Annotated in this window: 19 protein-coding genes; 11 read left to right on the top strand and 8 right to left on the bottom strand. The window is 73.3% G+C overall.

Features of this window, described 5'->3' with window-relative positions; genetic code table 11:
• Positions 1 to 394 precede the first annotated feature (394 nt).
• Positions 395 to 1,741, top strand: a complete 1,347-nt coding sequence (locus tag KV557_RS42745) for a hypothetical protein (RefSeq protein ID WP_308129976.1) — start codon at positions 395 to 397, stop codon at positions 1,739 to 1,741.
• A 101-nt stretch (positions 1,742 to 1,842) separates the two neighbouring features.
• Here the strand turns inward: KV557_RS42745 and KV557_RS19775 are convergent, their stop codons facing one another.
• From KV557_RS19775 to KV557_RS19755, 5 genes are all read right to left on the bottom strand, one after another.
• Complete coding sequence (locus tag KV557_RS19775) at positions 1,843 to 3,474, bottom strand: ISAzo13 family transposase (protein ID WP_374106649.1); 1,632 nt, start codon at positions 3,472 to 3,474, stop codon at positions 1,843 to 1,845.
• A 199-nt stretch (positions 3,475 to 3,673) separates the two neighbouring features.
• Complete coding sequence (locus KV557_RS44105) at positions 3,674 to 4,333, bottom strand: hypothetical protein (RefSeq protein ID WP_218202092.1); 660 nt, start codon at positions 4,331 to 4,333, stop codon at positions 3,674 to 3,676.
• 97 nt (positions 4,334 to 4,430) lie between these two features.
• A complete protein-coding gene (locus KV557_RS19765; RefSeq protein ID WP_218202090.1) occupies positions 4,431 to 4,985 on the bottom strand; it encodes a YceI family protein in 555 nt (184 codons plus the stop codon).
• A gap of 362 nt (positions 4,986 to 5,347) precedes the next feature.
• Positions 5,348 to 5,893, bottom strand: a complete 546-nt coding sequence (locus tag KV557_RS19760) for an NUDIX hydrolase (RefSeq protein WP_218202087.1) — start codon at positions 5,891 to 5,893, stop codon at positions 5,348 to 5,350.
• A gap of 139 nt (positions 5,894 to 6,032) precedes the next feature.
• Positions 6,033 to 6,500 (bottom strand): NUDIX domain-containing protein, encoded by a 468-nt coding sequence (locus KV557_RS19755; RefSeq protein ID WP_218202085.1) that lies wholly within the window; start codon positions 6,498 to 6,500, stop codon positions 6,033 to 6,035.
• A gap of 187 nt (positions 6,501 to 6,687) precedes the next feature.
• On the opposite strand from KV557_RS19755, the gene KV557_RS19750 reads away from it, so the two are divergent.
• The 4 genes from KV557_RS19750 to KV557_RS19735 all read left to right on the top strand — a co-directional run bounded on the left by KV557_RS19750 (position 6,688) and on the right by KV557_RS19735 (position 9,067).
• Positions 6,688 to 7,872, top strand: a complete 1,185-nt coding sequence (locus KV557_RS19750; RefSeq protein WP_218202083.1) for a helix-turn-helix domain-containing protein — start codon at positions 6,688 to 6,690, stop codon at positions 7,870 to 7,872.
• Between the two features lie 97 nt (positions 7,873 to 7,969).
• Positions 7,970 to 8,263: a hypothetical protein gene (locus tag KV557_RS19745; RefSeq protein ID WP_218202082.1), complete on the top strand. Its 294-nt coding sequence runs from the start codon at positions 7,970 to 7,972 to the stop codon at positions 8,261 to 8,263.
• Positions 8,260 to 8,751, top strand: coding sequence for a hypothetical protein (locus tag KV557_RS19740; RefSeq protein WP_218202080.1), 492 nt, complete (start codon positions 8,260 to 8,262; stop codon positions 8,749 to 8,751). Before KV557_RS19745 ends, KV557_RS19740 begins: the two co-directional genes overlap by 4 nt.
• A 166-nt stretch (positions 8,752 to 8,917) precedes the next feature.
• On the top strand, positions 8,918 to 9,067 hold the full coding sequence (locus KV557_RS19735; RefSeq protein WP_218202078.1) for a hypothetical protein: 150 nt from the start codon (positions 8,918 to 8,920) through the stop codon (positions 9,065 to 9,067).
• A 381-nt stretch (positions 9,068 to 9,448) separates the two neighbouring features.
• On the opposite strand, the gene KV557_RS19730 is transcribed toward KV557_RS19735, so the two are convergent.
• From KV557_RS19730 to eccCa, 3 genes are all read right to left on the bottom strand, one after another.
• Positions 9,449 to 10,285 carry an SAM-dependent methyltransferase gene (locus KV557_RS19730; protein WP_218202076.1) on the bottom strand — a complete coding sequence of 279 codons (837 nt, stop codon included), beginning with the start codon at positions 10,283 to 10,285 and terminating at the stop codon, positions 9,449 to 9,451.
• 242 nt (positions 10,286 to 10,527) lie between these two features.
• Complete coding sequence (locus KV557_RS19725; protein ID WP_218202074.1) at positions 10,528 to 13,248, bottom strand: hypothetical protein; 2,721 nt, start codon at positions 13,246 to 13,248, stop codon at positions 10,528 to 10,530.
• Complete coding sequence (gene eccCa / locus KV557_RS19720; protein WP_256177673.1) at positions 13,245 to 17,240, bottom strand: type VII secretion protein EccCa; 3,996 nt, start codon at positions 17,238 to 17,240, stop codon at positions 13,245 to 13,247. The genes KV557_RS19725 and eccCa overlap by 4 nt, the downstream gene beginning before the upstream one ends.
• A gap of 217 nt (positions 17,241 to 17,457) precedes the next feature.
• Here eccCa and eccD point away from each other — a divergent pair, with 217 nt between their 5' ends.
• The 6 genes from eccD to KV557_RS19690 all read left to right on the top strand — a co-directional run bounded on the left by eccD (position 17,458) and on the right by KV557_RS19690 (position 23,964).
• The gene (gene eccD, locus KV557_RS19715) at positions 17,458 to 18,849 is read left to right on the top strand and encodes a type VII secretion integral membrane protein EccD (RefSeq protein ID WP_218202072.1); all 1,392 of its coding nucleotides are present in this window, start codon (positions 17,458 to 17,460) and stop codon (positions 18,847 to 18,849) included.
• Between the two features lie 124 nt (positions 18,850 to 18,973).
• The gene (gene eccB / locus KV557_RS19710) at positions 18,974 to 20,422 is read left to right on the top strand and encodes a type VII secretion protein EccB (protein ID WP_218202071.1); all 1,449 of its coding nucleotides are present in this window, start codon (positions 18,974 to 18,976) and stop codon (positions 20,420 to 20,422) included.
• A gap of 77 nt (positions 20,423 to 20,499) precedes the next feature.
• Positions 20,500 to 20,835 (top strand): hypothetical protein, encoded by a 336-nt coding sequence (locus KV557_RS19705; protein WP_218202069.1) that lies wholly within the window; start codon positions 20,500 to 20,502, stop codon positions 20,833 to 20,835.
• Positions 20,836 to 20,887: 52 nt separating this feature from the next.
• Complete coding sequence (locus KV557_RS19700) at positions 20,888 to 21,175, top strand: hypothetical protein (protein ID WP_218202066.1); 288 nt, start codon at positions 20,888 to 20,890, stop codon at positions 21,173 to 21,175.
• Positions 21,175 to 21,666, top strand: a complete 492-nt coding sequence (locus tag KV557_RS19695) for a hypothetical protein (RefSeq protein ID WP_218202064.1) — start codon at positions 21,175 to 21,177, stop codon at positions 21,664 to 21,666. The genes KV557_RS19700 and KV557_RS19695 overlap by 1 nt, the downstream gene beginning before the upstream one ends.
• Before the next feature lie 54 nt (positions 21,667 to 21,720).
• Positions 21,721 to 23,964 carry a WXG100 family type VII secretion target gene (locus tag KV557_RS19690; protein ID WP_218202061.1) on the top strand — a complete coding sequence of 748 codons (2,244 nt, stop codon included), beginning with the start codon at positions 21,721 to 21,723 and terminating at the stop codon, positions 23,962 to 23,964.
• The last annotated feature ends 66 nt before the right edge of the window (positions 23,965 to 24,030 follow it).

Here is a 24,030-nt window from a genome sequence, read left to right as displayed (position 1 = left end):
AGGCATTGGAGCTGCCTCCCGACACACGACACCTCGCACGCCCCATTACGCACGATCAGTCCAATTTGAGTCTCTAATAGCGCTTAGCTGGTTTTGCCCCGTCAGGTGTCCTGCTGTGCTCGCCCGTTCTTCCGGGGGATGCAGCGGGATTCTGCTGTGAGGAAAGGTGTATCCGCAGATGAGCGCTCGTGTTCGTGGACATGGCGATCCCCCGTTGTACCGGGTCGACCGTCAGCGGCCCGCTGCCGTACCCAGGGCGACGGACGGCAGGACCGCCTCGGCCCACGTTCCCGTTCCGACCGGCCCGGCGGGCTTCAGTAGGAGACGTTGGGGGCGGCGCTTTGAAACAACTGCGGCGGTGTGCACACTGCTGTCCGGGTTTGCGCTAGTGCCCGTGGCCGCAACACCCGTAGCCGCCGCTCCGGCGAAGGCGCGGGTGGCGGCCCTGGTGAGTCAGACCTTCAGTTTCACCGGCGCGCCGCAGTCGTACACCGTCCCGGCGGGAGCGTTGGTGACGATCACCGCGGATGGTGGCGGTGGCGCGGACAACACTGGCACCAGCTGTGCCGCCTTTACCGGGACGGCCGGGCCCGGGGCGCGGGTCGTCACCACGCTGCCGCCCACCGTCTCCTCGACCACCTACACCGTCAACGTCGGCGGCGCCGGCAGCAACAGCGGCAACAGCTGCCCAGGCACCAGCGGCGCCGGCGGGTTCAACGGCGGCGGTGCTGGCGGCAGCACCGACTCCATGGGCAGCGGCGGCCCCGGAGGGGGCGGGGCGTCCAGTGTCAACGTGGGCACCAGCCTGCTCGTCGTCGCGGGCGGTGGCGGCGCCGCAGGCGGCCCTGGATTGAATGAAACCAGCGGGGACGGGGGCAAGGGGGGAACGCCGGACGCCACCGCTGGCACCGCGGGACAATCCAGCGGTGACGGCAGTAACGGTGGTGGAGGCGGGGGCGGCGGCAGTACCAGCGCCAACACCGTCGGCGCCGGCGGCTCTCTCGGCCTCGACAGCGGCTGTACGGCCACAGCGGGCATGCCGGGGGGAATCTTCTCCGGCAGCGTTGTCGGCACCGGAGGTGCCGGAGGCAGCAACTCCGGCTGCGTCACCAATGGCGTCGGTAGCGTGGGGGCCGGCGGGGGCGGCGGCGCCGGTTACTACGCCGGCGGAGGCGGCGGCAGCGACGCCAACTTCGGCGGATTCTCCGGTGGGGGTGGCGGAGGCGGTGGTAGTAGCTTCGCCACCCCATCGGGCAGCGGGACCAGCTACACCACCTCCACGATCGGCACGGCCAACCGCAACGGCCAGGTGATCATCTCCTACACCGTGGCCACCCCCTCCCTGACCGTCGCCAAGACCCACACCAAGCACTTCGCCCAAGGCAGGGACGGCGTCTACACCATCACCGTGGGCAACAACGGATCTGGCCCAACCGACGGCACCACGGTCACCGTCCATGACACCCTCCCCGCAGGGCTCAGGGCCGACAGCATCACCGGCACGGGATGGACCTGCACCCGCACCACCCTCACCTGCACCCGCAGCGACGTCCTCCCCGCCGGGAGCAGCTACCCGCCCATCACCCTGAAGGTCGACGTCTCCTGCACGGCCCACGCACACGTCACCAACACCGCCACCGTCACCGGAGGGGGCGACGCCACCACCCACACCGCCACCGACCTCACCAAGATCAAGCGCCACGAGCACGACGAGCACTGCGATCGCCACGACCACTGGTAACAACCGACTGTGACAAACCGCGGGGCACCTCCATGCGGACGTGCCCCGCCGTTTGTCAGGCGATGGCCGGGGCCGTCGGTGAATTAGTGGTGCGTGTCGCGTCAACCTGTCGTTGATGTTGAGTGCATGACGTACCTGGCGAGTTCGCAGGGGTCGACGAGGTGGACGGGGAGGGGTTTGCCGTGGTGTCCGTGCTGTTGAAGGAGGGGGCGGGCTTGGATGAGGAGGGCGCGCATCTGGTTCTCTCCGACGTGGAGGAGGTGGGCGATCAGCGAGCACGGCAGTCCGCGCTGGTCCAGGACGGTGGCCCAGATGATGTTTTCGATGGCGAGTTTGCGGTGGTGGGGCCGTTGCGAAGGCGGCAGGCCGTCGACCGTTGCGCGGATCTCGGCGACGAGTCGGTCGAGGGCGTCGCGGGAGATGCCGGTCAGGACGGGGTGGGTGGCCAGTGCGGCGTCGAAGGTGCGGGCGACGCCGGGGCGGGCGCGGCGCTCGGGCGGCTGGGCCGGAACGGCGGGGACGCCGGGCTGGGGCGGGATCGTGTAGTTCCACTCGCCGTGGAAGGCGTCGGGGTTGATGGTCAGTGCGGCGGCGTGCTGCGCGTCGATCTCGATGCCGGTGGGGTAGGCGTTCTTGTCCAGGCGGGCGGCCACGCGCAGTCCGGTCGCGGTGGTGGTCGAGGCGATCAGGTTCAACACGACTTCGAGGCTGGTCAGCGGATGGGCGCGCCAGTTCAGGGAGATGAAGGAGAAGAGTCTGTGCTCCACCTTGTTCCACTTCGAAGTGCCCGGCGGTAGGTGACACACGGTGATCTCCAGGCCGGTCTCGGTGGCGAGTACGGCCAGGTTGGCCTTCCATGCCTTGGCCCGCGAGCTGTTGGAGCCGCCTCCGTCCGCGGTGACCAGCAGTCGCCGCGCATTGGGGTAGGCGGCGCGGCCCTCCTCGGCCCACCAGCGCCGCAGGGCGGCGACCGCGAATGCGGCGGTGTCGTGGTCGGTTCCGACCACCACGAAGCCGGTGTTGCGGCCCACGTCGTAGATGCCGTAGGGAATCGCGGTGCCGCTCGCCTGGGTGGGAAAGTCGTGGTCCAGGACCTTCACCGGCGCGCCGGGTGGGGCCCATTTCCGCCCGGCCTGCGCGAACAGCCCGATCTGCTCCTTTTTCTTGCTGTCCACGCTGATCACCGGGTCCCCTGCGTCCAGGAACTCCCGCACCTCGTCGTTGAGGTGCCGGAACTGGGCGTCGCGGTCCGGGTGCGAACTGCCCGCCAGGACCCGGGCGTTGCCCCGGAGGCTGAACCCGGCCTGCTTCAGCAGCGCGGCGACGGTGTCGCGTCCTGCCGCGTGTCCCCGGGCGGCGAGTTCGTCCGCCAGGTGGCGCAGGGATTTCGTGGTCCAGGTCAGCGGCCTTATCGGGTCGCCCTGCGTATGGTCCTCGACCAGGGCCAGCAGCGTGGCGCGCAGGCCCGGGTCCTTCGCGGCTGCGGCCGGGCGGCCTGCGCCGGGGCGCCGTACCCGGCTGTCCGCTTCGGTGGCTTCCTCCAGGTCGGCCAGTCCCCGGCGGATGCAGCCCTTCGAGATCCTGGCCGCCGCGGCGACCGCGGCGATTCCGCCGTGACCGAGCTGCCGGGCCTCGGCTGCGTACAGCAGACGGCACTGACGCTCATTCAGATGCGGGGTCACCGCCTCCAGTTTTGCCCGTAACGGACCGATCAGCTCATCGAAACGCCCCATACCAGATCAACGAGCCGAAGTCCCGGAAGTGACCAGTAGATTCCCGACGGCCCCGTCGGGGAGGGTGAGGAGCACCATCGGCAGGGCGAACGGCCTCTCTTCCGCCCGTGCGAACGGTGCAACGAAGTGCTGCGCTTTGCGACCGCCCTGGCCCGGCGGCGCACCCGGCATCCTGAACCGGCCCCGTCGCGCGGCCGTGTCAGCCGGCGGGCTGCCAGGGCCGGCCGGGCACCCAGAGCGGCACCGGCCCGCCGTGCGGCATGTACCGGGCCGCGTGCTCCTCCAGGCACCTCCCGGCCTGGACCGGGTCGCCGTCGCTCAGCTCCACCAGCGCGGTGGCGGCGATCCGGGCGCAGGCCAGCAGGAGCGCGAGGGTGTCCTGGCGGCGATGCCGCTCGCGCACGTACGCCTCGCACCGCTCGTCGATGCGCCTGCCCTGGGACTCCCGGCCCGCATCCTCGGCGATCGCCTGGACGCCGTGCCAGACCAGGGCGAGCGCGGCGGGCTCGGCCGGGTGCGCCGCACCCGCCCGGCGTGCCTCGTCACGGGCCTCCGCCGACCGCAGGCCCAGCCACTCCAGCGCCGCCGGACCGTCCTCCTGCCGCGCCTCCAGGACCAGCTCCGCCGCCCGGTACGCGAGCGGCCGCAGCACCGCTCCCGCTGGCACCCGCAGCCCCGGCGTCGACGCCTCGCCGAACCCCAGCCACGTGTCCGCGAACGCGGACGCCCGCACCCGCCACACCCACGCCGGGGCCCCGGCCGCGCCGCCCAGCAACTCCTTCGTAGCCAGACGGACCAGGCCTGCGGCGGCAAGCTGCGCCGCATCCCCGTCCAGTCCGAGCAGTCGTCCACTCCTCAACGCGCACCCCCGTCAGCGCCATCAACCTGTGCCGGCACATCCCACCACATCGGACGCGGACGAACCAGACCGGGGCGCCCCTGCGTGCTCCCGGGTGCTACGCGTTCTGCCTGATCGCCGAGATGTCGAACTCCAGGACGACCTTGTCGCCGACCAGTACGCCGCCGCCCTCCAGCGCCGCGTTCCAGGTCACGCCGAAGTCCTTGCGGTTGATCGCCACCGAGCCCTCCAGGCCCACCCGCAGGTTCCCGGAGGGGTCGACGGCGTTGCCCGTGTACTCGAAGTCGATGGAGACCGGGCGGGTGGTGTCCTTGATGGTGAGGTCGCCCGTGACCCGGAAATCGGTCTTCCCCGTCGGCTCGACCGCTGTCGTGGTGAAGGTGATGTCCGGGTGGCTCGGCACGTCCAGGAAGTCGTTGGTGCGCAGGTGCTGGTCGCGCTGCTCGACCCCGGTGTCGATGCTCCCGGCCCGGATCGTCACCCGGGCGGTGGAGCGGGCCGGGTCGCTGCCGTCCAGGTGGGCGGTGCCCTCGAAGTCGTGGAACGAGCCGTGGACCTTGGTCACCATGGCGTGGCGCGCCACGAAGCCGATCCGGGTGTGGGCGGGGTCGAGGACGTAGTCCCCGGTGAGCTCGGAGAGTGTGGCGGCCATGGTCGGCGTGCCTCCTGGGGGTCTCTCGGACCGCGGCGGCGCGTGGTCCGGGGCGTTCCCGGACCACGCTAGGGGCAGTCCGCTGCCCCCGCCCGTCGGGTTGGTCCGCCGGCCCGGCCCCGGGGCCGGGCCGGGGGAGTGCCACCGCGCCGCGCCGGGAAGGGACCCTGACCCGCTGGCCGGACGGGCGCATCCGGCCGAATGCCCGCCCCCTCAGGTGGGACACGTCGTGGCGGGTGGTGCGCAGGGCCTCGATGAAGCCCGTCACCGTGGGCCCGGCGGCGGGCGGGAGTGGGCGGCCGTAGTCGGCGGCGGCCTGGGGGAGGGTGGTGGGCCGGGTGGTCCGCGTCGGACAACGCGGGTCAGGGGCGCCGGGCGAGCCGGTGCGGCCCGAGATAGTAGGAAAGGGCGGTGTGCGACGGGCCGTCGGGAACCTCCCCGCTCGTCAGCAACTTGATCACCTCAGCCTCCGATACCCACTCCACACGGGCCGCCTCCGATACGTCCTCGGGCTCGCCGACCTCGGTGCACCCGGTGATGTGGTACGAGCGGAAGTGCATGTCCGAGATTCCGGCGATGGCGTCGTACTCGGTCATCAGCTCGACTCGGCCGGGCCGCCAGCCGGTCTCCTCCTCGACCTCCCGAGCGATCGCCGCGTCGGGGTCCTCGCCGGGATCAGCCCAGCCGGCCGGGACCTCCCAGCCCCAGCGGCCGGTGATGAAGCGGTGCCGGTGGATCAGCAGGAACTCTCCCCGTTCGTTGGTGACAACGGCGGTGGTGGAGGCCCGAGGCATGCGGAGAACGTGGTGATCTATCCGGCCAACGCCAGGGACATCGACGTCGTCCAGCCATACTTCGACCCACGGGGAGCCGTAGACCTGCCGCTGGCCGTACCTCTTCCACTCCATCTCGGCTCCTCCTCACGCGCGTGCGAGTTGGTGCTCCGACTCTCTCACGCGCGCCGTGATCTCCTCCGTCGTCCCGCTCATCAACCGCTGAACCACCGCGCCCCTGCCCTCATGCCACGAGGCGGGTCTGACAACGGGGTCAGCGCACCACCGGGATCACACCGGACCGCCAGTCGGCGAGCCGCTTGCGGATGCTCGCCACCATGGGCAGCCCATCGGTCTCGGGCGGGGCGAACCAAGCGACCTCGTGCGATTCGTCGGACACCCGCAGCTCGCCGCCGACCGGACGCCCGAGCAGGCAGATGCTGAACTCCTGCCGGACCTCGCCGTCGTCGTAGGCGAAGACGTGCCCGGGGTTGGTGTAGGTGCCGACGATCCCGGTGATCTCGATGTGGATGCCGGTCTCCTCGTACGTCTCGCGAATGCCGCAGCCGCCGAGGGACTCGCCCAACTCCATCTTTCCGCCGGGGAGAGCCCACATGCCGTTGTCGGTGCGGCGCTGGAGGAGGACGCGGCCGGCGTCGTCAACGACCACGACGGAGGCGGCGGGCACCAGGCTGTTGGGCTTGGGCGCGTTCGGGTCGTCCTCGTAGTCACGCCTGGGCATGCTCCACCTCCGGGGTCGTCCACACGTTGCGGCCCCGAGCCCACAGGTTCTCAACATGCCCGGCGAACCGGTCGAACGCTCCGTCGTGCTCGGAAAACGGCGGCGGAGCCCTGGACTCCGCCGCCGATGACATCCCGCCAGCTACAGCGGGTATCGTCCGCAGTGGTCGCTACGAACGGAGCCCAGTATGCCCCTGCACGCGTCAGAGCACACCGGGGATCGCATCGCCCGGTACCGGAAGTTGAGGCACCTCACCCAGCGCGCGCTCGCGGAGCGCGCGAAGATCTCGTACAGCATGCTCACCAAGATCGAACAGGGTGTGAAGCCGGTCAGCCCGGCCGTTCTCGCGGCCGTCGCACGCGCTTTGTCCGTGCAGACGGTTGACCTCACCGGGCAGCCGTACATCACAGAGCTTCAGCAGGACGAGCTGGACGGCCTGATCCAACCTATCCGCGAGGCGCTCGACTTGTACGACCTCGGCGCGGACCCCGAGGTCGCCCCGCGCGGAATCGCAGCGCTGGCGGCCGAGGCGGACCAGCTGTGTGCGCTGGTGCGCGACACCCGGCTCAAGGAAGCCGCCCGCGCGCTCCCCGCGCTCATCACCGAGGCCACCACGGCTGCGCACGCCGCGCCGACCGATGAGGCATGGCGCGTGCTGGCCAGCACCTACCGCACTGCCTATGACGTCACGACGAAGTTGGGCTTCGCGGATCTCTGCGTCGTCGCCCTCGACCGGATGGCGTGGGCGGCCGAACGTGCCTCCGACCCGGTGCTCGCCGGCGTCCGGCAGTACCTGCGGAGCCTCGTCTATCTGCGCGCCGGCCAGTACCGGATGGGCCGGCGCCTCGTCACCGTCGGCATGGGCACCCTCGCGCAGGCCGGCCCGGACCGCGTTCGGGACGTCGCGATCGGTCAACTCCACCTCGGTGCTGCGGTCCTGGCCGCCCGCGAGGGTGACGGGGATACCGCTGCCGGTCACATCGTGGAGGCCGCCCGCGTGGCCGAGTCGACCGGCGAGGCCGCCCGGGTCCAATGGCTCAGCTTCGGGCCCACCAACGTTGCTGTGCACCAGGTGTCGGCGCTGGCCGAACTGTCCCAGTACGCCGAGGCGTTGCAGGTGGCCAAGACCATAACGATCCCATCCGACTGGCCGGCGTCACGCGCTTCCGCGCACCTGGCCGAGGTTGCCCGTGCCCAGCTCTGGACCGGTCGCCCGGAGGCGTCACTGCAGACTCTTCAGCGCGCCAGGGAGATCGCCCCGCAGCAGACGCGGTATCACCCGATGGTGCGAGAGACCGTTGCCGGACTCGTTTCCGCCCATCGGTCAACGCCCGGAACCCTGTCCAACCTGGCGCATTGGGTTGGCATCTGACGATCACACAGGGTCCCCAACTATCACCGAAGAGTGATAGTTGGGGACCTCCGCGCGGCCGACACTCTCAGTATCGGGACACCTACACCGAGGAGAGATGATGGTCGCCACCTCGACGAGGCCGCTGAACCGAACGCCCCGGGAACTCGACCGGCGTCACCACATCATGGACGCCGCGTCCGGCGCCCTCGGCCACAGCGTTCGCGTGGTCGCGCCCCAGCACCGCGCCAAGCTGACTCCGGCCCAACGCAGCGGCACCGCGTGCGTCGCCTGCGGCGGCACGGACGGCCTCACCAACGGCGGACACGTCGAGGACGACGGCCTCGTCCACGCGGTCACGGTCTGCGCCACGTGCCCCCGGTACGCGGCGAGCCTGGAGGCCCACCGGTGAGCATCGAGGACGACCTGACGGTCGCGGTCGACGGACACCTGAAGTCGACGACTCTCCCGATCCAGGCCGCGCTGACGACGCTGTGGCAGACCGTGCGCGAGCTGCCGATCGGCGAGTACCAGCTGCGCGCCATGCACCAGCTCCTCGGCAGCGGCGACACCCGTCCCATTGAGCGGTTCCTCGCCGGCGAGGGTGCGACCGACTGGCCGCTCGACCTGACCGGCGGCGGACGGGTGACCGTGCGCGTGTCGCGCGGCGACGGCCTCACCACCAGTCAGCGCATCGCCGCTCGCTACACCCCCGAGCAGCAGCAGGGGCACCGGCGAGGCTCCGGTCCGTGGGCGATCCGCGACAGCGCGACCAAGGGCCTGGTGAGGGACGACGGTGAGATCCTGCTGTTCCCCATCAAGGACAGCGCTCAGGCCTGGATCGGGCGCCAGGTCAACCTCGCTGGTTACCGCAGCTCGCGGCACCTGGCGGCCAAGTGAGCGCCGTCGGTGGGACACCGGTCGGCACGCTGCCCAAGCCCCGTACACGCTGCAAGGTGTGTGCCGAGCCGGCCGAGGACCACGCCGAGGCCGAGAGAACATACGACCGATCCGGCGCGGCGGACGCCCGAGTCAAGATGCGCCGTCACCAGGACGAGAAGCATCAGTGACCGACGGCATGGACGCGTACCGCGAGGCCGCCGACCGCCACCGCCAGGGGCTTCGAGACCCGGCTCGGCTGACGGCCGCCTATGCCGTATCCATCGCCGGCCTCGTGGTGCTGGCCGTGCTTCTGCTCGCGGCCTACCGTCGCTGATCCTGCGCCGAGGTTCTCGCCGAATCCGCCGCGCGGGCGGTCAGGCCGGCGCCACGATGGGTGGCTCGGTAGCACCACAGAGAGGACGCCGAGATGAGCGGCACGATCCCGCCGGACGCGCAGGGCCGTTGGCGCGGCCATCGCGGCCGAGGTTCCCGAGGGCCGAACCGGGTGCCCACGCACCCCACGATGCCGCCGCCGAACCCGCCCCCGCCGCCGGAAGAGTAGGCGATGACTCCCGCCCCGGCCGTCGTCCCTGGCAGGCAGCCGGCCGGAGCGGGTTCCGCAACACCGAACGGCCCCGAGGCGTCATCCCCCGATCCGGCGTCGCGTCAGCGGTCGCCGACCGGACGGGCGCGTCCGGCCGAACTGCCCGGCGCGTCACGGGGACACGTCATCGCTGGTGGTGCGCAGGGCCTCGATGAACCCGGTCACGACGGGCCCGGCGGCGGGCGGGAGCGGGCGGCCGTAGTCGGCGGCGGCCTGGGGGAGGGTGGTGATCCGGGTGGTCCAGCCGTGGTCGGCGAGCCAGTCGTGGGTGCCGGCGCCGAGGCCGCCCTTCCACAGGCCGGTGATGTGGGCGAGCGCGGGCTCCTGCGGGGTGCCGGTGACGTCCCTGCCCTTCTCCACCAGGAGCCGGCTGCCGGGCGCGGACAGGCCGCCGACGGCGGCGAGCAGGCCGGCCGCCTCGTCGGCGGTCAGGTAGACCAGCAGGCCCTCGGCCAGCCAGGCGGTGGGCCGCGCCGGGTCGAAGCCGGCCTCGACGAGGCGGCGGGGCCAGTCGGGGTGCAGCAGATCGCCGGCCAGGGCGGTGCGTTCGCACGCCGGCACGGCGCCCAGCCCGCCCAGGACCCGGTCCTTGAAGGCCAGCACGGGGGCGAGGTCCAGTTCGAACAGGCGGGTGCCGCGCGGCCAGCGGAGCCGGTAGGCCCGGGTGTCCAGGCCGGCCGCGAGCAGCACGACCTGCCCGGCCCCGGCGGCGAGAAGCCGGTCGTCGTAGAAGCGGGTGCGCAGGATGGTGTGGGCGACCATCCGCCTGGCGAGGGCGCTGTCGGGCCCGGCGGCGGGCATCGCCATGCCGGAGGCGGCAACGAAGGCGGCGGCGTAGGGATCGCTGAAGAGCGGTTCGGGCCGGGCACTCTCGTAGGCCCGCACCAGCGCGACCGACACGGCCGTGCGGGAGACCGGGCTCAGCGATTCGGGGCTCTGAGGCGTCATGCCCGCGAATCTACTCGCCACCAACACATCAACTCGGCCCAGGAGAACCGGGTATGGGCCGCAGCGTAACCGCCGTCGACACCCGCACACCATCCCTGCCTCCCACCCCCGGGGCGGCCGGCGGTGGAACCAAGTACAGCGGCCACCTGGCGTTGCGGCATGATCGGGCGCCGTGCCCGAAACGCTCACCACCACGATGCGGCCGTGCCCCGGCTGCGCCGCCCAGATCGTCACCGCACGCCTCACCCGACGGCCACCCCCGGGGTCAAGCGCAGCCGCTCGGGGCGGGCCGGCGCACGCCTGTGCTCGGCCGGCAGCAGGTCGCGGCGGGCCTGCCAGGCGAGCAGCCGCACCCGGGCCTGCTGGTCCCGCTCGCCCGCCGTCTCGCCCCCGGCGGACGACGGGCCGGCCTCGCGCAGCAGGACACGGGTCGGGTGGTCCTCGTCGCCGGGCAGGACGTCCAGGACGCAGAACCACGAACCGGGCGGGAACACCACCTCCGGGTCCCCGTCCTCGGCGATCACCGACGTCCGGCGGCCGGTGGCGGACCAGACCAGGAACTCCACGGAGGTGTCCGGCGCGAGGTCGGCCTCCGGAGTGCCCACCATCGGGGCGGGCTCCGTCAGCAATGCGCCCCGTACGTAGTGCCGCAGCACCTCCTCGCCCGCGTCGGCCCCCAGCAGCACGGTGCCCCGGTGGTTGGGCAGCCGGCGCAGCCCGGACCCCAGGCAGGCCAGGTACGCGTCCAGCGGCCTCGGCCCGGTCCGGCGGGCCGCCTCGACCAACTCGGCGCGGTGCACGGGGATTCCGGTGTCGGCGTGGTGCAGGTAGACCGCCGCGAGGTCGTCCTTCAGGTCGTCGCGGGCCTGCGAACGCAGCGCCGGCAGCCGTAGGGCGGCCTGCTCGGCGCGGCTGGCATAGCGGTGGAAGTGCGCGCCGAGCAGAGCACGGAAAGCGGCCCGCTCGGCGGCGGTGGACGGCCGCCCGGCGACGAGGGCGCCGTCCGGCGGGACGAGCCGGGGCTGGGCGGCGGGGGCCTCGGCCGGGCTGTCGATGCCGGACTCGGCGGAGAGCCCAGCGGAAGACCCGGCGGAAGACCCGGCCACGGGGGTGGTGGCGGGTTCGGCTTGTGGGGCGGGGGAGTCGGCGCTGTCGGGGTCGTTCTCGCCGGTGCCGGTGCCGGTGCCGGTGGCGGTGGCGGGTTCGGAGTCCGGGCCGGGGGTGTCGGCGCTGTCCGGGTCGTCCTCGTCGGGTGCGGGTGCGGGTGCGGGCTCGGTGTCCGGTCCGGGGCGGAGCGGTTCGGCGACGGGTGCGGCCGTCCGGCCGGTCTCCCGTACGGAACCGGCGTGGACGAGCAGTTCCGGTGCCGCCGTGCCCGGGACGGTGAGCGAGGACAACAGGCCGTCCAGGACGGCGAGCACCTCCGCCGGAACCGTACGCTCGGCCGAGCCCGCGATGAGCAGCGGGCGGGCCGGGTCCGGGTCGAGCAGCCGCGGGCCGTGGTCCTGCGGTGGGTCCTCGGGGCGCAGCCACAGTCCGGCGGGGACCGCCTCCAGGTGCCAGCCCGCCACCGGTGCGCGGTGGAGCGCGGGGCCGCAGGGCGCGCTGCCGTCGGGCAGGGGGCGCCAGGCTGAGGCGACGACGCGGCCGAGGTCGGGGGAGGCGGTCAGTTCGGTCAGCCACGGCTCCCAGGCCGGGGTGCCGTCCGTGGTCAGCAGGCGGGAGGAGAAGCCGTCCGCGGTGCGCATCGGCAGGCCGACGGCGGCCCGGACGTCCCGGCCCAGCTCGGCCGCGAGACCGGCGGCCAGCGCGACGAGTGCCGTGGTGGCGGCCCAGGGCGCGCTGACCAGCAGGTCGGCCGGGGCGGGCCGCGAGCGGCGCAGCCGGGCGGCGAGGTCGGCGGCGGCGGGCAGGGGAGTGCCGGGGTGGCCGACGACCAGGACCAGGGTGCCCGGTGCCGCCGTGGCGTGGGCCAGCGCTCCGGGCGGGCCGTCGGGGGCCGGCCCGCTGCGGAACCAGTAGCCGCGCGGCAGCACGGTCACCAGCGGGTCGCCGTCGAGCGGGTCGCCGTCGCCGCCCGGTGGACCGGGCTCGGCGGAGCCGGTGCCCGCCGTGGGAACGGGTGTCGGGGCGGCGGGTGTCGGCGTGGCGGGCGCCGGCGCGGGCAGGGCCGGCGCGGGGGCGGGCGGGCCGGACGGTGCCGCGCCGGGCAGCGACACCTGAGGAGCCGTCACGGCGGCTACGGGCGGCGCTGCCTGAGCGGCTGCCACCGTCGGCACCTGTACCTGGGGAGCCGCCACCAGCACCGACACCTGGGGAGCCGTCACGGTGCCCACGGGCGGCGCTGCCTGAGGAGCCGCCGCCTGCGCCTGAGCCTGAGGGGTCGCCGTCGGCAGCGGCCACACCGGTCCGAGCCGGCGGGTGCGGCCGGCCGGGGTGAACAGCCACCAGGAGGAGGGTTCCTGCTCGGTCGCCCCGGTGGTCAGCAGGGTCCCGTCGGGCCGAAGGGTGACCAGTCCGTCCGGTGCCACGATGCTGGTGGCGGCCAGTTCGGCGATCCGCTGGGCGGGCCGGCGTCCGGCCTCCGGGGCGGCCGCGAGGCCGGAGGCGGCCAGGACCAGCGTGGCGGCTTTGCGGGCGGCGGCGGTGCGGGCCAGTTCGTCCAGGCTGCCGAGCAGGACGGGCTGCGCGTCGGCGGCCGCGGCCAGCACGGTGACGGTCCCGATCACGGGTGGCAGCTGGGCCAGGGCGTCGGTGAGCGCGGCGGGCAGCGCCGTCGGGTCCGGGCCGTGCGGCCCGCCGGGCGCGATGACGAAGTGCGGGCCCACCTCGTGCAGTGTCGCGGGCGGTGGGGCGGGGGTGTTGCGGTGGCGGGTCAGCCAGCGCCGTGCGGGCGGCGCGCCGTCCCCGGCCGTGCTTCCCGTGCTTCCCGTGCTTCCCGCGGTGTTCGCCGGTGTGCTCATCGTCCGGCCCCTCCGTCCTCGTTCTCGCCGGTGTCGACGACGGCGGTCTGCACCTGCACCGTGCGGCGCCGGGTGATGTGCAGGGCCCGCCCGGGCGGGAAGGTGCGGGGCTTGGTGTTGCCGAACAGGAAGCCCTCGCTCGGCGGGCAGGACAGCAGCACCGCCGGGGTGTTGACCTCCTCCAGCTTGCGCAGCAGCTGGTCGGAGGAGGCCCGCCCGATGCCGTTGGCGCTGCGGGCGACGATCAGGTGCAGACCCAGCTCGGTGCCCTGCGCCAGGTAGTCCAGCAGCGGCGCGAACGGGTGGGCGGCCATTCCCCCGGGGGAGCCGGCGACCAGCTCGTAGTCGTCGACCAGGATGAACAGTTCGGGGCCTTCCCACCAGTCGCGCAGCCGCAGTCGGGCGGGCGGGATGTCCGCGCCGGGCAGCCGGTTGGCCATCGCCCGGGCCGCGCCGTCGACGATCTGGCGCAGCACGTCCACGGCGACCGCGTGCCCGAGCCGGTACTCCTCCGGCACCGCGTCCTGGAGCACCCGGCGGTAGTCGACCAGCATGATCCGCGCCTGGTCTGGCCGGTAGGCGCCGGTGATGCCGGCGGCGACCAGCTTCAGCAGGTTGGTCTTGCCCGACTCGCTGTCGCCGACCACCACCAGGTGCGGCGCCTCCTCGAAGTCGTGCCACAGCGTGCTCATCGAGACGTCCTGGAGTCCCAGCGGGACGCGCAGCCGGCCCTCGGCGGCGGGCAGCGTGGCGGCGGGCAGGTGCAGTGGCAGCATCCGGATCTCGGGTGCGCGCGGGCCCGTCCAGTGCTCGGAGACGGCGTCGACCAGGTCCGCGACGCCGTCGCCGAGGTCCTCGGTGCTGCCGTTGCCGTCCATCCGGGGCAGCGCCGTGAGGAAGTGCAGCTCCTCGACGGTCAGGCCGCGCCCGGGGATCTTCGGCACCGTGCCCGCGACCCGCATGCCGATCGCGGAGTCGACCGGGTCGCCCAGCCGCAGTTCGAAGCGGGTGCCCAGCAGGTCGCGCAGCGCACCGGTGACCTCGCCCCAGCGGGTGGTGCCGACGATCAGGTGGATGCCGTAGTTGAGGCCGCGCTGGGCGATCAGGGTCAGCGCGGGCGCGAGGTCGGCGAACTCCTGGCGCACGGTGTTCCAGCCGTCGACCACCAGGAAGACGTCGCCGTGCGCCTCCTCGGGCAGCTCGCCCGCGGCCAGCGCCCGCCGGAAGGCCGCCACCGAGTCGATGCCGAGCTCGGCGAAGCGCAGCTCACGCCGGGCGAGGATGCTGTTGACCTCCGCGACCGTGCGCACCACCCGCTCGGGGTCGTGCCGCCCGGTGACCCCGCCCATGTGCGGCAGGCCGCGCAGCGAGGAGAGCGTGCCGCCGCCGAAGTCCAGGCAGTAGAACTGCACTTCGCGCGGGGTGTGGGTGAGCGCGAGGGCGGTGATCAGGGTGCGCAGCAGGGTGGACTTGCCGCTCTGCGGGCCGCCCGCGATGCCGACGTGGCCGCCGGCGCCGGACAGGTCGGCGCTGAGCAGGTCGCGCACCTGGTGGAAGGGCCGGTCGATGACACCGACCGGGACCTGCAGGGTGCCCCGGCCCGCGTCGGTCTCGGTGGTCAGACCGTACGCGGGGTGCGCCGCCAGCGGCGGCAGCAACTGGTCCAGGGTGGGCGGCACGCCCAGCGGCGGCAGCCACACCTGGTGGGCGGGCGGCCCCGCGTCGACGAGCTTCTCCGCCGCCAGGGCGAGCAGGCTGCGGCTCTCCTGCACCTCCTCGGCCTCCGGCTCCTCCAGCACCGCGACGGGCTGACGCGGCGCCACGTACCCCGTCCCGTAGACGGCGACCTGCCCCGCCGCGGCCTGCTGGCGCACCGCCGCCGGACGCGGCGCCCGGTAGGGCCCGGAGACGTACGCGGCCTTGAACCGGGTCAGGGTGGCGATGTCGCTGCGCAGGAACCCGTTGCCGGGCTGCGAGGGCAGCTGGTACGCGTCGGGCACCCCCAGCACGCCCCGGCTCTCCATCGCGGAGAAGGTCCGCAGACCGATCCGGTACGACAGGTGCGACTCCAGCGCGTGCATCCGGCCCTCGTCCAGGCGCTGCGAGGCCAGCAGCAGGTGCACGCCCAGCGACCGGCCCAGCCGGCCGATCATGATGAACAGGTCCATGAAGTCGCGGTGCGCGGCGAGCAGTTCGCTGAACTCGTCGACCACCACGAACAGCGTCGGCAGCGGCTCCAGCGCCGTGCCGCCCGCGCGGGCCGTCTCGTAGTCCAGCAGCGAGCTGTAGTTGCCCGCCGAGCGCAGCAGCTCCTGGCGGCGCACCAGCTCACCGTGCAGCGCGTCGCGCATCCGGTCCACCAGCGCGGCCTCGTCGGCCAGGTTGGTGATCACCGCCGAGGTGTGCGGCAGCCGGTCCAGACCCAGGAACGTCGCACCGCCCTTGAAGTCGACCAGGACGAAGTTCAGCACCTCGGAGGAGTGCGTCATCGCCAGCGCCAGCACCAGGGTCCGCAGCAGCTCCGACTTGCCCGACCCGGTCGCGCCGATCAGCATCCCGTGCGGGCCCATGCCGCCCTGCGCCGACTCCTTGATGTCGAGCTCGACCGGCGTGCCGTCACCGGCGATGCCCAGCGGCACCCGCAGCCGGTCGGCGATGCCGCGCCGCGCCCAGCTGTCCGCCACGTCGTGCCGGTGCAGATCGCGGATGCCCAGCAGCGACGCCAGGTCGAAGTCACCCGCCAGCGGCTCCCCGGCCTCCACCTGGTCCCCGATCCGGTACGGGGCCATCAGACCGGCCAGCCGGCGCGCGGCCGGCAGCGACAGCGCGTCGGGCCGGCCCAGGTCGGTGACCTCGTCGTTGTGGTTGCGGTCGGCGCCGACCATCGCCAGCCGGCCGTCCTCGATCCGCAGCCGCAGCCGGTGCCGCAGCGGCTTCCACTCCAGCGTGTCACCCAGGTCCAGCAGCACCGCGTTGCGCCACCCGGCCAGCGCCGCCCGGCTGCCCGGCAACGCCTGCACCCCGTCCAGCACGATCACCGTGAACGGCTCGTCCCGGCCCGGCTGCGCCTCCGGCTCCCACGGCCCGCGCCCCGCGAACTCCGCCCCCAGCACCTGCTCCAGCTCCATCAACGACCCCGCCACCAGCCGCACCGGCCCCAGCGCGTCGTTGTCCACCGGATGCAGCGCGTGCGGCAGCCACTTCGCCCACTCCCACCGCTCCCGGTGCTCCGCGTCGGCCACCACCGCGATCCGCAGCTCGTCCGGCGCGTGGAACAGCGCCAGCTGCGCCAGCATCGCCCGCACCAGCGCCCGCGCCGCCTCCCGGTCGTCACCGCGCAGCAGCACCTGGGCGTACCCGCGCACGTACACCGCGATCGGCTGGTCGGCGACCGTGCCGTAGGCGTGGATGAACCGGCGCAGCGCGTGCGCGCACAACGGCTCCAGGTCCTCCACCGGCTTGGTCGACAACGGCGCCAGCCGCACCGCCAGCCGCTGGTGCCCCACCCCGATCCGCACGTCACCGAAGTCCGGGTGCGCACTGCGCCGCTCCCACAGCCGCGAGGTGCGCACCAGCGACGCCACCGCCCCCGGCGCCGGATGACGCCAGGCCAGCGCCTCCTGCTGACGCACGATGTGCCCGCGCACCTGCCGGCGGATCTGGGACAGGTAGCGCAGGTAGTCCCGCCGCTCGGCCCGCAACTCCCGCTTGCGGTCACTGGAACCGCGGATCAGCTGGGTCACCAGCATGCCCACCGCGGACAGCCCCATCATGCCCATCGCCACGTAACTGAGCACCCCGCCACCGTCGCCGGGACGCAGGAACATGAACACCATCGACAGCGAGCTCAACGCCATCGGCGCCATCGAGATCATGCTCGACATGCCGCTCTGCGCCTCCGGCAGGACCGGCGGCTCCTGCAACTGGATCTCGCCGTCGGGCATCGCCGGGCCGGGGCGTCGCGGCGGACGGTTGACCAGCACCACACTCAACGAAGGACTCCTCGCACCGGGAAGACGGCAGCAGGTGCCCCGCCGTCCGGGGCGCCGTCCGCCCAGGACCACGGACGGCGCCCCGCCCCGGGTTCACCACCGGTCCGAATCCGTGCGCACCGAGGTGAACCCGCCACCCCCCGCCGCCCGTGGCTGAAAGCGGGGCGCCCACACAAGAGGGACGGCCCACCGGGGTCGTACGGACGTGAGGAGAAGCGTGAACGGGAGTGCCAACGGGGCCGCCGTCGCCGGACTGTGCCGACTGAGGTTCCGCACACCCGAGGCGGTGTTCGAACTCGCCGTGCCCACCGACGTCCCCCTGGCCGACCTGCTGCCGGCCGTCCTCGCCCACGCCGGCGCCGACCTGGACGAACAAGGCGTCGAACACGACGGCTGGATCCTCCAGCGCCTGGGACACCCACCCCTGGACGAGGAACTCGGCGCCGACGCCCTCGACCTGCACGACGGCGAGGAACTCCACCTGCGCCCACGCCGCGAAGCCCTGCCCGAGGTCCACTACGACGACCTCGCCGACGGCCTCGCCACCGGCATGCGCGAACGCCCCGACACCTGGCGCCCCGCCCTCACCCACCACACCGCCCTCGCCCTGGCCGTCACCGCCCTGGCCGGCGGCGCCGCCCTCCTGCTGCTGCCCGGCCCCGCCACCGCCCGCGCCGCAGCCGCCGCCGTCACCGCCCTGCTCCTGCTGCTCGGCGCCCTCAGCGCCTCCCGAGCCGTCGGCGACGCCGGCGCCGGCACCGCCCTCGGCGCCACCGCCGTGCCCTACTTCGCCCTGGCCGGCGCCCTGCTCACCACCGGCACCGGACCCTCCGCCACCGGAGCACGCCTGCTCGCCGGCGGCTGCGCCGGCGCCGGAGCCGCCGTCCTCGCCATGGCCGCCGTCGGCTGCTCCGCCCCGCTCTTCCTCGGCCTGGTCCTGCTCGCCCTGCACATCACGGCCGCCGGCGCCCTGCTGCTCGCCGGACTGACCACACCCGCCACCGCCGCCACCCTCGCCGTCGTCCCGGTGGCCACCGCCGCCTTCCTGCCCGGCCTGTGCTTCCGCCTGTCCGGACTGCGCCTGCCCGCCCTGCCCCGCAACGCCGAGGAACTGCAGGAAGGCATCGAAGCCGTCCCGGCCGCCTCCGTCCGCACCCGCAGCGCCGTCGCCGACGGCTTCCTGACGGCCTTCCACCTCGCCCTCGCCCCCGTCCTCGCCCTGTGCCTGGCCACCCTGACCAACCAGGACGGCTGGGCCCCCACCGCCCTGACCTGCTCCCTGTCCCTCCTGCTGCTGCTGCACGCCCGCGGCATCGGCAGCATCCCCCAGCGCCTGGCCGTCCTGGTCCCCGGCGCCCTGGGCCCCGCCCTGCTCACCGTCCACCTCGCCCTCGGCCGGGACACCGTCGGACGCCTCGCCCTGCTCGCCGCCCTGCTCGTCACCGCCGCCGTCCTGGCCACCGTCTCCTGGACGATCCCGGGCCGGCGCCTGCTGCCCTACTGGGGCCGCGCCGCCGACCTGCTGCACACCCTCGCGGCCGTCACCGTGCTCCCGCTCGCCCTCGCCGCCGCCGGCACCTACCACGGGCTGCGCGCCATCGCCGGCTGAACCCGCACCACCACCAGCAGCAGACCCGCCGCTCCGTCACCAGGCCGCCAGGGCAGCCACCTGACGCCCCGCCGCCCGCCCGCGCGAGCGCACCCGACGCCCCGCCACCGAGGAGAACCACGCCATGCAGTCGAAGCGCGACCAGGTGCAGGCCCACCTGTTCGTGATGGGCCGCCTCGCCACCGGCATGCTCCGCGGCGAACCCGACGCCCCCGACACCCCCACCGGGCGCACCTCCCGCGGCACCGTCACCGGCGTCATCATCGCCGTCCTCGCCTGCCTGATCGCCGCCGTCTACGGCGTCCTCGTCCCCGGCGGCGCCACCGGCTGGAAGAAACCCGGCACCCTCGTCCTGGTCAAGGAGAACGGCGCCCGCTACCTCTACCTCGACGGCACCCTCCACCCCCTGCTCAACGAGGCCACCGCCCGCCTGCTCGCCGGCGACCAGCTCACCGTCGACCAGGTCAGCCAGCGCTCCCTGGCCGACACCCCCCGCGGCGCCCCGCTCGGCATCCTCGGCGCCCCCGACGGCCTGCCCGAACCCGACCGCCTCACCACCGCCCCCTGGCTCGCCTGCGCCACCCTGCGCCCCGGCCCCTCCGGCGCCCGCCAACCCCAACTCGCCCTCACCATCGACCCCGCCACCCACGGCACCGCCCTCACCGACAACCAGGGCATCCTGGTCACCGCCCCCGACGGCACCGGCTACCTGCTGTGGCACGGCCGCCGCCTGCGCCTGGACACCCCCAACCGCGCCCGCCAGGCCCTCGGCCAGGCCGCCGCCACCGCCCAGCCCGTCACCCAGGCCTTCCTCAACGCCCTGCCCGCCGGCCCCGACCTCGCCGCCCCCGACGTCGACCAGCGCGGCACCCCCGGCCCCGACCTCGCCACCCGCCCCACCCGCATCGGACAGCTCTTCACCGGCCCCAGCGGCGACCCCTACCTGCTCACCCGCGCCGGACTCACCCCGCTCACCACCATGGCCCTCGAACTGCTGCGCAACGACCCCCGCACCCAGCAGATCGCCTACCAGGGCGCCGCCGTCACCCCCGCAGGCCTCGGCGCCGCCGACCTCGCCGCCCACAGCGCACCCCCCGCGCCCGCCGCCACCGCCGGCGCCCTGCCCACCGCCCCGCCCGAACTCCTGACGGCCCCCCAGGGCCGCGACGTCTGCGCCGACCTGCGCCCCGGCGACCCCGCGCCGACCACCTCCGTCACCCTCCTCGATGACACCGCCGTCCAGGGCCCCGCCCCCAGCGCCCAGCCCGGCGTCGAGGCGGCCTGCGCCACCGCCGAGAGCATCGCGGTGCGCCCCGGCGGCGGCGCCCTGGTGCGCGCCCTGTCCACCGCGGGCGCCGGCACCACCCTCTACCTGGTCACCGACGCCGGGGTGAAGTACCCGCTCGCCTCGCCCGCCGTCGCCAAACAGCTCGGCTACGGCGCCGTCGCCCCGGCGGGCGTCCCCGAGCCGCTGCTGACCCTGCTGCCCACCGGCCCCAGCCTCGACCCGGCCGCGCTCACCGGCGCCGCGACCTCCGCGCCGAACCCGCCGGGTCCCGCCTGCCCGAGGTGAACCGGCCGCGGCCGCAGCGCCGTTGACTTCAGATGAGCCCGGCAGTCGAAGCCCGGGCCGACGGAAAGGAACCCACCATGGCACCCAACCTGCAGACAGACGACACGGTCGTCCAGAAGGTCCTGGCGACCCTGGAGAGCCACATGGACGCGATGACGCGCGCCGCAACGCAGGTCGAGAACGTCAACGGCGAGGTCCAGCAGCACTTCAAGGCCGCCTGCAGCACCCAGTACCAGCAGAAGATCGAGGACTGGCAGCACCGCTACCAGCAGCTCAAGAACGCCTACCAGACCTTCCACAGCAGCTTCGGCGCCGGACACCACCAGGTCAACAACGCCCACGACCAGGCCCTGGACGTCGGCGCCGGCTGGGGCGGCGCCTCCGCCGATATCTACAACGGCCTCAACCCCTGACCCTGCCCCCCGTCCCACCCGCCCCCCGACGACCCGACCGAGAGGACCCCTGATGGCCAGCATCGTGCTCAACCACGCCAACATCGACGAGGCCGCCGACGCCCTGACCCAGGCCGGCCAGGGCATGCACACCGCGATGGACAACTGCATGACCGCCATCAAGACCGCCGAGAGTCAGCTGAGCGGTGACCTCGCCACCGCGGCCAACGCCTTCTACCAGGCGCTGGCCAACCAGAACGGCGCCATGAACGACGACATCACCAATGGCGCCGACGTCCTGCGCACCATGCACGGCCTGCTGCGCGACGCCGACAAGCGCGCCGCCGCCGGCATCGGCTGATGGCGACGACCGATCTCCCGGGGCCGATCGAGGGACCGACGAACCCGCCAACCGCGCCGTCGAAGCCCGACAGCGGTCACACGCTCAGCGTCAACCACGACGACCTGGACTACTTCGCCAAGACGATCCTGCCGTACTACCTCTCCCAACTCGAGAACGATCCCGGCTACACCACCATGCTGGGGTTCAGCGGCGACGGCGGAGAGACCAGCAAGAGCAACTACACCGAGCTGAAAGCCGGCGCGTTCGACAGCGGCACCAACCTCCAGGGGCTGTTCAAGAAGCTGGCCGGCAGCGTGGCGGGCGACTACACGACGTTCCACGCCCAGCTGGAGACGGCCCGCGGAGACGTCCTGACCTTCCTGTCCCAGATGGACACCGCCCACGAGGAGGCCCTGACGGCCGCCGAGATGATGCAGATCCTGCAGGACGTCATCTCCGCGGGCGGTGGCGGTGGCGGCGGCGGTGGTGGGGGAGGCGGCGGGAAGTAGCCCGCCGCAGCCCGTCCGTGTCCGTTTCCCGATCCTCACCTCCCGGAGACCACCGTGCCCATCGCCTGGGAAGACACCCTCGCAGCGTTCAACCCCAAGGGGACGGGCGCGGTCACGATCACCAAGCGGACGGACGTCGCCGGTGACCAGACCACCCCGTGGATCTCGAAGGTTGAGCTCACCACACCGACGGGGTACTACGACCCGACCATCGGCAAGGAGAACAACAACACCCAGTACTCGGGCACCGGCCAACCGGTAGACGTCTGGTGGGCGATGAACTTCTACAACGGGACCACAGCGTCCCACTTCCTGATCTCGGTCCACATCGACTACGACAAGTGGGGGAACAAGACCGACGGGCCGCTGTCCAAGTTCAACCACCAGGCCGAGTTGATCCTCGATCCGATCCGGCCGGACCTCACGCTGCGCGACGCGACCACGAAGGAGTGGGCCGAGGCCGCCCTGAAGGGGAACGACACGATCGATCCCAGGAGCTTGCTGGCGGCCGCCACGGGGATCGACGCGGTGGTGTCGTGGCTGAAGGGCCAGGCGAAGGACGTCCGTGACTGGGCGGCCAAGATCGACGGCCCGGACAGCGGCTGGCAGGGGGACGCGGCCGGGGAGTTCAAGACGCTCCTGGAACGGTACGCGATCGAACTCGACGGGCTGCGCAACCAGTTGGAGGGGGCGAACTACGGCCCGTACCTCAAGTACGCGGCCCAGAGCATCGGGATCGCGATCAACGCGGTCAGCCAGACGCAGGCCGCCTGGTACGCGGTCGGATTCCCCTACCAGTGCATCCTGGAGGTCCTCACCGAGGCCATGGCGCAACGTCCTTTCTACTGGACGGGGACAGCGTGGGACTACAACACCCCCTTGGGAGACCCGCAGAACGACAATGCCGGCTTCCTCACCAACCTCGACAAGGCGGCCAAGAAGCGGTGGCTCGAGAAGGTCCACACCATGCTGGACGCCGGTGGTGACAGGGCCCTGTCGGACCTGGGAACGGCGTACGCGCCGCTGATCGCCAAACTCAGGCCCGGCCTCCTGCCGGTGGGGATCAAACTCCCCCCGACACCGGCTCCCGACCCCAACAACTCGGGCTCCCCGCCGCCGGGAACCGGTGGCGGCGGAGGGGGCGGAGGAACCGGGGGAAAGGGCGATCTCGGCCTCGGCGACGGCAACCAGAGCCTCGGCGCCGGCGGTGGCGGGGGCGGAAGCCACTCCGGGAGCAAGCCCCCTCCGCTGCCGCCGCCGCCGATCGTCGGCCCTCCCGGTTCCGGGACCAGCGGCGGAGGGAGCGGCACCGGGACGCCGATCCGGGACAAGAACGGCAACATCCTCCTCGACAAGGACAAGAAGCCGATCCTCCTGCCGCCCGGCGGCTACATCGGCGCCGGCGGCAAGGTGTACGACGCCAACGGCAAGGAAGTGCTGGGCAAGGACGGCAAGCCGATCGTCGTCCCCCAGGGTTCATCCGTGCCGCCGGGCACCGGCGGCGGCATCTACGGCCCCAACGCCAAGGTGCCCAAGGGCTCGACCGTCCGCGAGGACGGCACCGTGGTCGACGCCGACGGCAAGCCCGTGCTCGACTCGGACGGCAACCCGTACGTGCTGGAGAAGGGCGGCTCGATCGCGGAGGACGGCACCCTGCTGGGCGCCGACAAGAAGCCGATCTCCGACTACGTCCAGCGCTCCAGCGACCTCCGGCACGCCTGGAACTCGATGGCCGGCAGTGGCGGCACGACCGTCGGGACCGGAGGGGGCCTGCGGCCGCCGCCCATCGACTCCGCGCCCTGGACCATGGACCTCGGTGGCTTCGGCAGCGGCTCCGGCTCCGGCCACACCTCGGACGGTGTCTCGTTCGGCGCCTACCCGGGGCTGTTCGGCGGAGCCGGCGTCGGCGGAGCCTCGATTCCCACGGCCTCCGGCGGCGGCAGCGGCCCGCGCATCCTCGGCACCAGCAGCGGGTTCAACCCCGGGGCGATCGAGAACAGCGGGATGGCTCCCGGCAGCAAGGCGGCCACCGCGGCGGCGGCCGAGGCGGCCGCCGCGAAGGAGGCCGCGATGAGCCAGAAGGCCTCCGCGCTGGCCGCCGAGGAGGCGGCCGCGATGCGGGGCGGGTCGGTGGCCACCAGCGGCGGCGGGATGCCGATGATGCCGCCGATGGGCGGCATGGGCGGCGGCATGGGCGGCCAGGGGGAGAAGGACCGTCAGCGCACCACCTGGCTGGCCGAGGACGAAGAGGTCTGGGGCACCGAGACCGGTGCGGTCAACGGCGTGATCGGCCGCTGAGCGGCGCGGTCCACCGGCAGGGGGCGGCGGCCCTGTGAAGGCCGTCGCCCAGGAGAGGAACGGAAG

Origin of the sequence: Kitasatospora aureofaciens (assembly GCF_019192735.1) — a bacterium.
GTDB lineage: Bacteria > Actinomycetota > Actinomycetes > Streptomycetales > Streptomycetaceae > Kitasatospora > Kitasatospora aureofaciens_A.
This window is presented reverse-complemented; position numbering and strand designations above follow the sequence as displayed.